The sequence below is a fragment of the Nocardia kruczakiae NBRC 101016 genome (assembly GCF_001612965.1).
In the GTDB taxonomy this organism is placed as follows: Bacteria; Actinomycetota; Actinomycetes; order Mycobacteriales; family Mycobacteriaceae; genus Nocardia; species Nocardia kruczakiae.
The window spans coordinates 1-12,639 of sequence record NZ_BDBL01000069.1; the positions used below are offsets into that span (position 1 = coordinate 1).

Below are 12,639 nucleotides of genomic sequence, written 5' to 3' on the forward strand. Positions count from 1 at the left end.
GGGTGAGCGACATCGTTTCGGAGAAGTCCTCGATGGGGCTGATCTCGGCCAGCACCTCCGCGAGTCCGCCGATCGTGTCATCGCCGCGCGCGGCCGCGCGCCGCTGCCATTCGGGCGCTCCGACCAGCCGGGCGAACGATTCGGTCTGAACCTCGAGCAGCCCCGGAATCTCCAGGGGTTCGGTCAGTTTCGCGAACGAGAGTCGTTGCGAGATTGTCAAGGCGCATCCTTCCAGCACCTCGCGTGGTCACGCCGCGGGTGACCGGTACGAGATCTGCTTGTCCTGTAGGGGCTGTCTGCACAATCCGCACCGGATGTCGTCCGAACATGCCTCGGCCGAGCCGATGGACAGCGACGCGCAGATTGCATCACTGTTCACGGCTGATTCGTATTTTCGAGAGTTGGCGGGCATCCGGGCTGCGGGAGGTCCCAAAGTACACCGCAATAAGAAGATTGTCGAGAGAACGACAAGAATCAGACACCGCATATTCGGTGTCTTCCCACTTCTATAATGGCAGCCATATATGCGATTCGTCAAGTCGATTGTCGTCAGGGCCGGCGAGTCGTGCGTGTCACTTCACACTTCCCGCGGTCAGGCCCGCGACCAGCCGCTTCTCGATGAGTGCGAACAGCGCGACCACCGGCACGATGCCGACGGTGGAGATGGCGAACACGAACTGCCAGGCGGTGTCGTATTGGCCGACGAATTTCGTCAGCGCCACCGAGAGCGGCTGATTTTCCGGCGTGGTCAATACCACCAGGCTCGCCGCGAATTCGTTCCAGCACGAGACGAAGACGAAAATCGTCGCGGTGACAATTCCGGGCCATACCAGCGGCAGGCTGATTCGCCACAGAATGTGTGGCCGCGACAATCCGTCGAGTTGCGCGGCTTCCTCGATCTGCACCGGAACGGAGGCGAAGAAGCTGTGCAGGATCCACACCGCGAACGAGAGGTTGAACGCCGCATTCACCAGAATCATCGCGAACCAGGTGTCGTTGATGCCGACGGCGAAGAACTCCCGGATCAGGCCCGTGACGAGCACCGCCGGCTGGAGCATCTGGGTGACCAGCACCGCGCCGAGAAAGACGGCTCTACCCGGAAACCGCCGTCGCGCAGTGTGATACGCGGCCGGTACGGCCACCGCCAGCACCAGCAGGGTCGCGAGCACGGCGATGGCGAGAGTGCTGACGATATTGAACGGCAGCGGCGTCTCCGGGGTGTGCCACATATCGGCGTAGTTCCCGGGCCGCCATCGATGCGGCAGATAGGACGGCGGAATGCGCAGGATCTCCGACCGGGGTTTCAGCGATCCCAGCACCATCACGAGGTACGGGACGAGAAATACGGCCGCGATCACGACGCCGGCCGCCGTCAGTCCCCAGCGCCGCTTCGGTTTCCGCGGGGTGCGCCCCCGGGTGGTCATGCGTCGGCCTCCGCGGTCGGCCGGACCAGTTTGACGTAGACCGCGATGATCACCGCGATCAGTGCGAAGTTCAGCACGCTCATCGCCGCGGCGGTGGCGAGCTGCTGATTCTGCCGAATCAGCTTGTAGGTCAACGTGGTTGTGGTGTCGGCGGAGAATCCGGCGATACTGCCCGTCAGCACCTGCAGGATCGGCAGCGAATTGAAGACGTTGATGATGTTGACGACGGTGGCGACCGCGATCGCCGGCCGCAGCTGCGGCAGCGTCAGATACCGATAGCGTTGCCAGGCCGATGCGCCGTCCACCCGGCCGGCCTCGCCCACTTCCACCGGAATCGAGTGCAGCCCGGCGAGAATCGTATAGGTGGTGAACGGGATCGACACGAAGACCGCGACCGCGATCGCCACCGCGAAGGCCGGCCCCGGCTCCTTGGTGAATCCGAAACCGCGATCGAGCACACCGATATCGACCAGGAGGCGATTGGCGAGGCCGACCTCCGGATCCAGCAGATACGCGAAGATGCTCGTGGTCATGACCACCGAGGCCGCCCACGGCACCAGGATCGCCAGCCGGATCAGGGTGCGGCCGGGAAAGTCCTCGGCCAGAAACTGCGCCAGACCCGCCGAGAGCACCAGCGTGATCAGCACGACGGCGACGACCCAGACGACGGTGTGGCCGAGGACGCTGCCCAGTTCCTCGATGCCGAACAGCCGGCGGAAGTTGGCCGTCCCGGCGAAGCCGCGATCGCGACCGTAGGGGCTGAGGTCGCGGGTGCTGGTCCACATCATGTACCCGGCGGGAAATGCGACCACGGCGGCGATCAGGATGATCACCGGGCCGATCCACGGCAGGGCGCGGATCGCGGATCCGGCGCGTCCACGTGGGCTGTTCATCGCGCCGCCCGTGCGATGCGGCGCAGGACCTCTGCCGGGTCCGCGCCCTGTGTCACCGTGCCCATCTGCTGGCGGATCGCGCCCTGGACCGCGGCCCATTTCGGATCGGCGGAAGGGTAGAAGCGGGCGACCGGCAGGGTGGCGGCGAAGGCCTCGGTCACCGGATCGTGTGCGAGTGCGCGCGCACCGGACGCGGTGATCGGGATGAAGTGTTCGGCCCGTACGAAATCGGCGTAGACCGCGGGCGAATAGAAGTAGTTCAGGAACTGCCGGATCGCGGCCCGCTTGTTGCCGTGTTTGCGAAAGGCCATCAGGTGATCGGCGACGCCGAGGGTCACGGGCGCACCGGTTTTCGTCGGCGACGGTGCGGTGGCGTAGCGCAACGCCGGATTCTGCCGGTCGATCATGCCCAGCACCGGCGGCAGACCTTCGATCATGCCGATCCGGCCCTGGATGAACGCATTGATCACGTCCTTGCGATCGGTGGAGCCGGGATTCGGCTGAGTGTCACCCGCGGCGGCCAGGGCCGACATCGCCTGCACCCCATCGAGATTGGCGTCTGTGTCGACGGTGAGGGTGGCGCCCTCGGACCAGCTGCCGCCGGCGCCGAAGGTCCAGATCGACGTCTCGCCCTGCGCTTCCTCGCTGCCGAGTGGCAGGCCGTACCCGGAGATGCCGCCGCCGAGGGCCTGGATGCGGTGCGCGTCCTCCCGCAGTTCGGACCAGGTGCGCGGCGGGGCGGGGAGGCCGGCGCGGGCGAACAGATCGGTGTTGTAGAACAGCGTGCGCGTCGAGGCGAACAGCGGTAGCGCCCACTGGGTTCCGTCGATGGAGGCGTTGCGGGCGAAACCGGGATCGATGTCGTGCAGGACCGCCGGGTCGGCGATATCGGTTGCCGGATAGAGCATGTCGTCGGTGGCATAGGCGGAGTAGGCATCGATGCCGAGAATGTCGGGGGTGGTGGTCACCGACTGCAGATCGGTGCGGACCACTTCGTTGATCGAATCCCACGATTCGACCTGCAGACGGATCGTGATCGCCGGATTCTGTGCGCGGAAGTTCGCGATGATCGTGCTCCACTCCGCCCGGGTCGCGTCGCTGTAGGCGGGCACCAGCAGCGCCAGCGCGTTCGGATCGGAATCGTCGGCGCTGCGGCCCCGGAAACCGCATGCGGCGACGGCCACCGACAGCACCACGAGCAGCGCGGCGAGCGCGAATCCAGCGCGCGGCCGACCGGACACCAGCGTCAACCTTTCCGTCTGTGCAACCGTCACCCGCGGCATTCGCGGGACATCGGCGGATGCCGGAGGGTGGTGACCGGTCCGGCTCGTCCAATCTAGTTGACATGATCGAATCGGGGTCCGATTCTGAGACCGTGCCGCCCTCCACCGAGAGCTCTGATCGCACGCATCCGCCCCGGCCCCATCTGGCCGCCGAGGTGGCCACCCAGCCCGACGATTGGGTATGGGCAGCGGAGGTCGCGGCAGAGCATCGAACGCTGTTACCGAACCCCGGTGAACGGGTGGCGGTCGTCGGCTGCGGCACCTCCTATTTCATGGCGAGCGCGATCGCCGAACTCCGGGAGTCGGCCGGACACGGTCTCACCGACGCCTGGCCGGCGAGTGCGGTGCGAACCGGTCGTGAATACGACCGCTACCTGGTGATCTGCCGCTCCGGCACCACCACCGAGGTGGTCGACGCGATGCGGGCGATGCCTGCCGCGGCGGCGCGTACCGTCATCTGCTCCAGCCCGGGCACCCCGGTCCTCGAGCTCGCCGATCCGATTCTGGTCGACGCGGTCGACGAGCGGTCGGTGGTTCAAACCCGTTTCGCGACAACGGCTCTCGCGATCCTGCGGTGGCATCTGGGGGAGGATCTCGCTCCGGCGATCGAACAGGCTCGCGCGGTCCTGGCCGAGGCCGCCGAGTCGAGTGTGCCGGCCGCGCTCCGGCACGCGGAGCAGATCACCTTCGTGGGAACGGGTTTCGCCGCGGCACTGGCCGACGAGGCCGGGTTGAAATTGCGGGAATCCTGCCGAGCCTGGACGGAAGGATATCCGGCGAACGAATACCGGCACGGCCCCATCAGTATCGCGGCTCCCGGACGTGCGGTGTGGGCGCTGGGTCCCGTCGTCGCCGGGCTCCGCGACGAAATACTCACTACCGGAGCTCATTTCGACCATCGTGATATCGATCCGATGGCCGAGCTGGTGCGTGTGCACCGGCTGTGCCTGCTGCGGGCCGCGGATCTGGGCGTCGATCCCGATCATCCGCGCGGACTCCGGCGATCGGTGATCCTGCGATGAGGGAAGCGGAAAAGCTGGATCCGGTCCTCGCCATGGATGTCGGCGGTACCACGATCAAGGCGGAGATCAGCGACTCCGACGGCCGGATCGCCGCCGCCGCGACGGTGCCCACCCCGCAGGGCGAGCGGGCGTTCGACGCCATGGCCGAACTCGGTGACCGATTGCTGGCCGAGGTCTCCTCCGATACGCGGGCCGGCCTGCGTCGCGGGGCGATCGCACTGCCGGGCATCGTCGACGCCGCACGGTCGGTGGCGGTGTTCAGCAGCAATATCGGCTGGCGAGATGTGAAGGTGGGCAGCCGCTTCCAGGATCGGTGGGGTTTTCCGGTGCTGATCGAACACGATGTGGCCGTGGCCGGCTGGGCGGAGTGGCGCCTGGGCGCCGGGCGCGGCGCCGACGACGTGCTGGTGGTGAATCTCGGCACCGGCATCAGCGGGGCGCTGGCGGTCGGTGGCCGGCTCGTGCGCGGTGGCGCCGGGCAGGCCGGTGAATACGGGCATATTCCGGTGCGCCGCGACGGGCGGCGGTGTCCGTGCGGGAATATCGGCTGTGTGGAAACCGTGGCTTCCGGGCCGTCCATCGCTCGGGTCTACCGCGAGCGCACCGGTCGCGACATCGACGGCGCCGAGGCGGTTTTCGCGGCCGCGTCGGACGACCCGCACGCCCGCGCGGTGATCGACGACGCGATCGACGCACTGGCCGACGGACTCCTGGGTGTCGTGCACGCGGTCTGCCCGCAGCGCATCGTCATCGGCGGCGGACTGGCCGGCGCCGGGCCGGTGCTGATCGACGGACTGCGCGCACGGCTGGAGCGGCTGGTGCGGGTGGCGCCGGTGCCCGAGGTCGTCGCCGGCGCCTTCGGTGCACGGGCCGGGCTCGTCGGGGCGGCCCGGTACGCCCGGCTGGGGGGCCTGGAATGAACGACGGGCAGCCGGTGCTTCGCGGCCGCGTGGTCACCTCGACCGGGATCATCGAGGATGCGGTGATCGAGATACTGGACGGGCGCATCGAGGCGGTGCGGCCCGTCGCGCAATGGACGTTCGGCAATCGGGGCGCCGAACCGCCGCCGCATCTCGGCACATTGCTGCCCGGCTTGGTCGACATCCACAACCACGGCGGATTCGGCCACCGATTCGACACCACCGATCCCGAACAGGCCCGCGCCGCGGCGCGCTATCACCATCGGCAGGGAGCCACGACGGTGCTGGCGAGCATCGTCACCGCCGCACCCGACACGATGGTGGCCCAGGTCGCGGCGCTGCGTGAGGTGGCCGCGAGCGGTGAGATCGCCGGAATTCACGTCGAAGGACCGTTTCTGTCCGAAAAGCGCTGCGGTGCCCAGGATCCCCGCTATCTGCTGGACCCCGATCCAGGCCTGATCCGGCGCCTGCTCGATGCCGCGGGCGGATATCTGCGCGTGATGACGCTGGCTCCCGAACGCCACGGATTCGCCGCTGCCGCCGGGCAACTCGCCGAGCACGGCGTGGTGGTGGCGCTCGGCCATACCGATGCCGGATACGAGCAGTTCCGGGAAGCGCTGGCGCCCAGCGGATCCGGGACGCTGGTAACGCATCTGGCCAATACGATGGCGCCGCTGCATCATCGCGCGCCCGGCGCGGTCGCCGCCGCGCTGGTGGCCGCGGCCGGGGGTGATGTGGTGGTGGAGGTGATCGGAGACGGCGTGCACGTCGAAACGGGTTTCGCGGCACTGGTTTTCGCGACCGCTCGGCACCGCGTGGCGCTGGTGACCGATGCCATGCAGGCCGCGGGCCTGCCCGACGGCGACTACCGCCTCGGGCCGCAGACGGTCCGGGTGGAGGCGGGGGTGGCGCGGGTGCCGGGCGGTGCGCTGGCCGGAGGGACCGCGACCCAATTGCAGTGCCTGCGCTGGGCGGTGCACGAATGCGGTGTGGATCTGGTCGACGCGGTGCGCGCGGCGGCGGCCACACCGGCGGCCGCGATCGGCGCGACGGCGGTCGGTGATCTGCGGCCGGGGATGTCCGCCGACGTACTGGTGGTGGATTCGGACCTGGAGTTGCGCGCGGTGCTGCGGCGAGGACAGTGGTTGAAGTGATTCTGACCGTGACGCTGAACCCGGCCTACGATATGACCTATCGCGTCGAGAACTTCGAACCCGGACGGGCGCATCGGGTTTCGTCCGTCGAGCAGCGTGTCGGCGGTAAGGGCATCAATGTCACCCGTGTGCTCAATCAGATCGGGAAATATTCGCGCGCAACGGGTTTCGCCGATCACACATTCTCCGCGGCCGCCGAACGGGAACTGCCGGTGGATTTCGTGCACGCGCTGCCGTGGGTGCGCCGCACCGTCGTGATCAGCGAATGCCACAACGGTGCGGCGACCTCGCTGTGGGAACCTGGCGCGCGGCTCACCAACCCGGATGCGGTGGATCAACTGCTGGTGCGGGTGGGCGGGCTGGTCGGTGAGGCCGGCGGCATCGTCGTCTCCGGATCGCTGCCCGGCGGCGTACGCGCGTCGTTGCCCGCCGACCTGGTCCGCATCGGCATCGACGCCGGAGTTCCGGTGATCTGCGACGTGGACGGTCTCGCCCTCGAGGCCGCCGCCCGGGTGCCCGGGGTGATCCTGATGCCGGACCTGGATGAGCTCACGGGACTGACCGGCACGCACCCGGCCACGACCGAGGAGGTGGCCGCGGCGGCCGCCGCGCTGGTGGACGCGGGCGCGGCAGCGGTGATCGTGACCCGCGGCGCGGACGGCATGGTCGCGGTGACTCCGGACGGGGCGTGGTCGGCCGCCCTGTCCGAGCCGCTGTCCGGTAATCCGACCGGCGCCGGTGATGCCGCGGCCGCCGCGGTGATCGCCGCGTTGGCCGGACCCGACCGGCCGGAGTGGCCGGCGATACTCGCCGACGCGGTTGCCACCTCGGCGGCGGCGGTGGTGATGGCGGTGGCCGGGGAGATCGATCTGTCGCTGCGGCAGCGGGTGCTCGCACAGGTCGTGGTCGAGAAGCTGGCCGATCCGGCCGGCGACTGCTGACGCCTCCGGTCGGGCTCCGCGCGAATCGGGTCAGGGCCCCGCCGACGTATTCCGCCGCGCCGCGCCGGTGCGGCGGCGCGGGCGGCGCCGGGCGGTACATTTCGAGCGGGCTTGTCGTTGTCTGCGCGCCGAAAGCCGATGGTCGGCGCCTCGGACCGCCGAACCAGAGGATCGTCGAACCGGAGTTTCCGGAAGAGGTGAGCTGATGCCCGACCCCGTACCCGACCCCGCTGCCGCCCCCGAACCGGTCACCGGCCGCGACCTCCCGCCTGGCACGGACCCCGTGCTCGAGTCCGGCCTCGACCGCGAGTCCGTTCCCGCCTCGGAGGCCGGCGCCGCACCGCCGGCCGACGACGTATCGGGCTACCGGATGCCCTTCGCGGTTCGGGCGGCGCAGGTATTCGCGCTCGGACTGGCCGCGGTCGGCATCGGCTGCACCGTCACCGCGGGCTGGCTGTCCGGCTCGCATATCGCACTGATCACCGGGCTGTCGTTCATCGTGAGCTGGGTATTGGGCGCGGTCGCCCTGGCCTTCGGCGCCGTCGGCGCGAGCATCCGGATCGGCGCGGTTCTGCTCGCCGTACTCAACGCACTGTGGACGGTGCCCTCGATCGTCGTGGGCCGCCCGCCCGGCTGGCTCGGGCCCGTGGTCTCGGTGCTGGTCGCGGGGTTGCTGCTGCGACGTTCGGCACGTGACTGGTTCGAACCCTAGAAGTCGCCGGCCCGCGGCGCCGATCAGGAGGCGGCAGCCGTGGCGTGTGCCGGGGTCCGGCGCGACCCCGCGGACCGCACCGCGAGCAGTTCGGCCGCGATCGCCACGGCATGTTCCATCGGAGTGCGGGCGCCGATGTCGAAGCCGGCCGGTGCGTGCAACCGTGCCAGGGTGTCGGCGCCGAATCCGCCGGCCTGCAAGGCCTCGAGCCGATGGTCGTGTGCCGAATGCGAGCCGAGCGCACCCAGATAGCCCAGTTCGGGCAGCCGCAGCGCGACGGTGAGCAGGGGGATCTCGAACTTCGGGTCCTGGGTCGCGGCGACGATCGCGGTGGTGCGGTCGATGGCCCCGGCGCCGGCCTGGGCGTTGAGATAGCGGTGCGGCCAGTCCACCACCACCTCCGCGCCCGGGAACGACGCGGGAACGGCGAAGGCCTCGCGCGGATCGCAGATGGTCACCCGATAGCCCAGCAGCCGGGCCTGCGTCGTCAACGCGGCGGCGAAGGTGTTGGCGCCGAAGATGATCAGTCGCGGCGGCGCGGTGTGGGAGGAGACGAACACATCCGATTCCGGCAGCGATACCAGCTCGGTGTTGTGTCGGCGGTCGGTGACCAGATGCTGGCCGATCACCTCCGGATCGTTGTGCCACACGACGGTGAACACCGTAACCGGCTTGTGTCGGGCGATATCTCCGGCCACCGCCGCGAATTCGGGAAAGTCGTTACGGGAGAACGGTTCGACGAACACGTCGATGGTCCCGCATTCGGCGCTCACCTCGAATCCGGAGGTCGCGTCGAAACGCCGCAACTCCCGGTGACCGGTGCGCGCGGCCTCCACCGCGGCCTCGTAGACGGCCGCCTCGTAGCAGCCGTCGGAGACCGATCCGTGCACACCGCCGTCGGGGTCGACGAGCATCGCCGAGCCCACCGGTAAGGGGGAGTTGCCGAAGGTGCGGACCAGGGTTGCCAGGCCGCCCGTGCGGCCGCTGTGCCAGACCCGTAGCAGGTCCTCGACGATGTCACGCATCACATGCTCCCGATCAGCGTGCGCGAGTGGGCGGGCCCGCCGGTCGTCGCGTCCCGTCGCCAGATCGTCACACGTGAGGGCGAGGATAACCGCTCTCGTGCGCGGCGTCGTGTCGGTGATGGGAATTCCCCGACGGGCACCGATCGGCGCGGGAATCCGGTTGTGACATAGCACAACCGAATAACCGACCGGATTGTCCTGTCAGGCGAACAGGCCGCGAACGAACGGCAACGAATCGACGAGGGAGGCGTTCACCGTGCCGCTGTGATCGGTGGGATAGACCCGGAAGGTCAGCGGCTGCCGGTTGGCGGTCAGAACTCCCGCGTAGCGCAGCGTCTCGGGGGTGATCACATCGGTGTCGCGCAGGCCCTGGCCCATGAAAAGCGGCCTGTCGTAACCGGTTTCGGGCAAACCGAGGTAGCCGGCCAGCAAACCGTGCAGATCCGGAATCTGCGCCAACGGGCGGGTGAACAGATCGCCGATCACCACACCGGCGGCGGCCAGATCGTCACCGAGCGGCAGGAGACATTCGTCCTTCGCGCGATCGAGCCAGTACCGGCCCGAGTCGTTCAGAAAGGATTCGATGCCGAGTTCGGGGAATGTGGTGCGCAGGCCGTTGAGGATGTAGAGCACGTAGCCGGTGGTGTGCGGGCTCAGCTTCACCGGCGGGATGCCCGGGCCCAGTGGCATCAGGATGTCCTCGATATAGGCCGGCACACCGGTGCCGACCGCCCCGCGGTAGTCCAGCTCCGGCCCGCCGAATTCGGTCGCGTAGCGCGCGGTGAACATCGCCGCGCCACCGCCCTGCGACTGGCCGACCACCACCCATTTGTGCGACAGCTGCGAGTAGTGATCGACGGCGGCTCGCACGGCGTCCACCACGTTGTGCGCCTCGACGACGCCGTTGAGGTACGGGTGGTCGCCGGGCGTGCCGAGGCCCGCGTAATCGGCGGCCACGATCGCATAGCCCTGCTTCAGCCAGGTGCCCAGATAAGTCCAGTCCCGCTCCACATCGCCGGGGCCGGCGACGCTGTAGGCGCAGCCGTCGCCCAGGCCGACGGTGCCGTGCGCCCACGCGACGACCGGCCAGCCGCCGGCCGGGGCCGGTCCCGGCGGGAAGTACACCGCGGCGCTCGCGACCGCCGGCTGGTTCCCGACCGTGCTCGTCGTATAGAGGATGCGCTGGGAATCCACGGAGCCGGGCAGCGTCGCCGCCGCGGACAGCGGCTCCACCGATTGCACCGCCGGCGTGTCCGCCGCGGCGCCGGGCGCCTCGATCACGGTGGCCGTCGCGGCCAGTGCCAGGGAGCAGGCGACGCCCGCGATCGCGGTCCACAGTGTGCGCATCGTGTTCCTTTCCGGGTTCCGGTGCCGACCCCCCGGGGCACGACGATCAGTGTCGCAGCCGGTCGGCCGAGCCGCCGAGGTATGTCCGAATCGTACGGAGCCGGGAGTGGCGCGGCGCACACCGAGGGCGGCTGCCCTCGCTTGTGAAGGTCCTCACAGTCGGCAATGCGTGCTCTCGAATCGTCGCGGTGGTAAGGCTCACTGAAACAGTACGGGCGTTACGTAAAACCGCATGTCAGCCCTACTCGTCAGTAGAAGTGAGGCGTGCAATTAACAGGCAAATTTTGCAGGGTTAGCAAAGGCCCCCGCAAAGCTAGCGGAGATTCACACTTGCAACAGGTAGACGGCAATTTTTAGTTGTGCCATCGTGTGGAAGTACACCCGTTGGGCATAGCAACCCTGCAAATTGCCGCTCCAGCAGAGTTCGGACATCGCGACCCGTAGTCGGCGCGGATGTCCGGCGAGCGGGGCAACCGAGACCGAACGAAGAAGTGGAGTCATCAGATGTCGAACGTCGGCACCCCGAAGACCGCTGCGGAGATCCAGAAGGACTGGGACACCAACCCGCGCTGGAAGGGCATCACCCGCGAGTACACGGCCGAGCAGGTCGTGCAGCTGCAGGGCAATGTCGTGGAAGAGCACACGCTTGCCCGCCGGGGTGCGGAGCTGCTGTGGGAGGGCGTCAACGCCGAAGGCGAGTACATCCACTCGCTCGGCGCTCTGACCGGTAACCAGGCCGTGCAGGCCGTGCGTGCCGGCCTGAAGGCCATCTACCTGTCCGGTTGGCAGGTCGCCGGTGACGCGAACCTGTCCGGGCACACCTACCCCGACCAGTCGCTGTACCCGGCCAACTCGGTGCCGTCGGTCGTGCGCCGCATCAACAACGCGCTGCTGCGCGCCGACGAGATCGCCAAGGTCGAGGGCGACACCTCCGTCGACAACTGGGTCGTGCCGATCGTCGCCGACGGTGAGGCCGGCTTCGGTGGCGCGCTGAACGTCTACGAGCTGCAGAAGGCCATGATCGCCGCGGGTGCCGCCGGTACCCACTGGGAGGACCAGCTGGCGTCGGAGAAGAAGTGCGGCCACCTCGGTGGCAAGGTGCTGATCCCCACCCAGCAGCACATCCGCACCCTGACCTCGGCTCGCCTGGCCGCCGACGTCGCCGACACCCCGACCGTCGTCATCGCCCGCACCGATGCCGAGGCCGCCACCCTGATCACCTCCGACGTCGACGAGCGCGACCGTCCGTTCATCACCGGTGAGCGCACCGCCGAGGGCTTCTACCACGTCAAGAACGGCATCGAGCCCTGCATCGCGCGTGCCAAGGCCTACGCCCCCTACTCCGACCTGATCTGGATGGAGACCGGTATTCCGGACCTCGAGGTCGCGCGGAAGTTCGCCGAGGGCGTCAAGTCCGAGTTCCCGGACCAGCTGCTGGCCTACAACTGCTCGCCGTCGTTCAACTGGAAGGCGCACCTGGACGACGCCACCATCGCGAAGTTCCAGCGCGAGCTGGCCGCGATGGGCTTCAAGTTCCAGTTCATCACCCTGGCGGGCTTCCACTCGCTCAACTACGCGGCCTTCGACCTGGCCTACGGCTACGCCCGCGAGGGTATGACCGCCTTCGTCGACCTGCAGGAGCGCGAGTTCAAGGCCGCCGCCGAGCGTGGCTTCACCGCCATCAAGCACCAGCGTGAGGTCGGTGCCGGCTACTTCGACACCATCGCCACCACCGTGGACCCGAACACCTCGACGGCGGCCCTGAAGGGCTCCACCGAAGAGGGCCAGTTCCACTGAGGCTGGTCCGCCTCTCCGAGTCTTTTAGCCGGACTGGGAGCCGCGCCGGTCGTGTACGCGGCCGGCGGTGGGTATGGCCTCGAGTTTTGGCCGTACCCGGTGAGTTACCCACGTTCTTGCG

General features: G+C 68.5%; 12 protein-coding genes. 6 read left to right on the forward strand and 6 right to left on the reverse strand.

Annotated features, from left to right (window positions below; all coding sequences use genetic code 11):
- The 4 genes from NK1_RS31860 to NK1_RS31875 all read right to left on the reverse strand — a co-directional run.
- A partial coding sequence (locus NK1_RS31860; protein ID WP_157104548.1) for a DNA-directed RNA polymerase subunit beta occupies window positions 1–238 on the reverse strand: 238 nt, incomplete at its 3' end.
- A 334-nt stretch (window positions 239–572) separates the two neighbouring features.
- Window positions 573–1,424 carry a carbohydrate ABC transporter permease gene (locus NK1_RS31865; protein ID WP_063014764.1) on the reverse strand — a complete coding sequence of 284 codons (852 nt, stop codon included), beginning with the start codon at window positions 1,422–1,424 and terminating at the stop codon, window positions 573–575.
- On the reverse strand, window positions 1,421–2,317 hold the full coding sequence (locus NK1_RS31870) for a carbohydrate ABC transporter permease (RefSeq protein WP_063014766.1): 897 nt from the start codon (window positions 2,315–2,317) through the stop codon (window positions 1,421–1,423). The genes NK1_RS31865 and NK1_RS31870 overlap by 4 nt, the downstream gene beginning before the upstream one ends.
- Window positions 2,314–3,558 (reverse strand): extracellular solute-binding protein, encoded by a 1,245-nt coding sequence (locus NK1_RS31875; RefSeq protein WP_063014801.1) that lies wholly within the window; start codon window positions 3,556–3,558, stop codon window positions 2,314–2,316. The genes NK1_RS31870 and NK1_RS31875 overlap by 4 nt, the downstream gene beginning before the upstream one ends.
- A 134-nt stretch (window positions 3,559–3,692) precedes the next feature.
- On the opposite strand from NK1_RS31875, the gene NK1_RS31880 reads away from it, so the two are divergent.
- The 5 genes from NK1_RS31880 to NK1_RS31900 all read left to right on the forward strand — a co-directional run bounded on the left by NK1_RS31880 (window position 3,693) and on the right by NK1_RS31900 (window position 8,349).
- Entirely contained in the window at window positions 3,693–4,622 is a 930-nt protein-coding gene (locus tag NK1_RS31880) for an SIS domain-containing protein (protein WP_063014803.1), read from the forward strand.
- Window positions 4,619–5,542 carry an ROK family protein gene (locus tag NK1_RS31885; RefSeq protein WP_063014768.1) on the forward strand — a complete coding sequence of 308 codons (924 nt, stop codon included), beginning with the start codon at window positions 4,619–4,621 and terminating at the stop codon, window positions 5,540–5,542. Before NK1_RS31880 ends, NK1_RS31885 begins: the two co-directional genes overlap by 4 nt.
- Window positions 5,539–6,696 carry an N-acetylglucosamine-6-phosphate deacetylase gene (gene nagA, locus NK1_RS31890; RefSeq protein WP_063014770.1) on the forward strand — a complete coding sequence of 386 codons (1,158 nt, stop codon included), beginning with the start codon at window positions 5,539–5,541 and terminating at the stop codon, window positions 6,694–6,696. Before NK1_RS31885 ends, nagA begins: the two co-directional genes overlap by 4 nt.
- Window positions 6,693–7,637, forward strand: a complete 945-nt coding sequence (locus NK1_RS31895; protein ID WP_063014772.1) for a hexose kinase — start codon at window positions 6,693–6,695, stop codon at window positions 7,635–7,637. Before nagA ends, NK1_RS31895 begins: the two co-directional genes overlap by 4 nt.
- Before the next feature lie 205 nt (window positions 7,638–7,842).
- Window positions 7,843–8,349 carry a hypothetical protein gene (locus NK1_RS31900; RefSeq protein ID WP_063014774.1) on the forward strand — a complete coding sequence of 169 codons (507 nt, stop codon included), beginning with the start codon at window positions 7,843–7,845 and terminating at the stop codon, window positions 8,347–8,349.
- Window positions 8,350–8,372: 23 nt separating this feature from the next.
- Here NK1_RS31900 and NK1_RS31905 read toward each other — a convergent pair whose 3' ends face one another.
- Window positions 8,373–9,374 carry an XdhC family protein gene (locus NK1_RS31905; RefSeq protein WP_063014776.1) on the reverse strand — a complete coding sequence of 334 codons (1,002 nt, stop codon included), beginning with the start codon at window positions 9,372–9,374 and terminating at the stop codon, window positions 8,373–8,375.
- A 201-nt stretch (window positions 9,375–9,575) separates the two neighbouring features.
- The gene (locus NK1_RS31910) at window positions 9,576–10,721 is read right to left on the reverse strand and encodes a lipase family protein (RefSeq protein ID WP_063014778.1); all 1,146 of its coding nucleotides are present in this window, start codon (window positions 10,719–10,721) and stop codon (window positions 9,576–9,578) included.
- A gap of 504 nt (window positions 10,722–11,225) precedes the next feature.
- Here NK1_RS31910 and aceA point away from each other — a divergent pair.
- The gene (gene aceA, locus NK1_RS31915; protein WP_030518801.1) at window positions 11,226–12,518 is read left to right on the forward strand and encodes an isocitrate lyase; all 1,293 of its coding nucleotides are present in this window, start codon (window positions 11,226–11,228) and stop codon (window positions 12,516–12,518) included.
- Window positions 12,519–12,639: the final 121 nt, after the last annotated feature.

Excerpts from the sequence above, each read along its gene's own strand:
- NK1_RS31865 (WP_063014764.1), bottom strand. The coding sequence starts at position 1,424 with ATGACCACCCGGGGGCGCACCCCGCGGAAACCGAAGCGGCGCTGGGGA.
- NK1_RS31870 (WP_063014766.1), bottom strand. The coding sequence starts at position 2,317 with ATGAACAGCCCACGTGGACGCGCCGGATCCGCGATCCGCGCCCTGCCG.
- NK1_RS31885 (WP_063014768.1), top strand. The coding sequence starts at position 4,619 with ATGAGGGAAGCGGAAAAGCTGGATCCGGTCCTCGCCATGGATGTCGGC.
- nagA (WP_063014770.1), top strand. The coding sequence starts at position 5,539 with ATGAACGACGGGCAGCCGGTGCTTCGCGGCCGCGTGGTCACCTCGACC.
- NK1_RS31900 (WP_063014774.1), top strand. The coding sequence starts at position 7,843 with ATGCCCGACCCCGTACCCGACCCCGCTGCCGCCCCCGAACCGGTCACC.
- NK1_RS31905 (WP_063014776.1), bottom strand. The coding sequence starts at position 9,374 with ATGCGTGACATCGTCGAGGACCTGCTACGGGTCTGGCACAGCGGCCGC.
- NK1_RS31910 (WP_063014778.1), bottom strand. The coding sequence starts at position 10,721 with ATGCGCACACTGTGGACCGCGATCGCGGGCGTCGCCTGCTCCCTGGCA.
- aceA (WP_030518801.1), top strand. The coding sequence starts at position 11,226 with ATGTCGAACGTCGGCACCCCGAAGACCGCTGCGGAGATCCAGAAGGAC.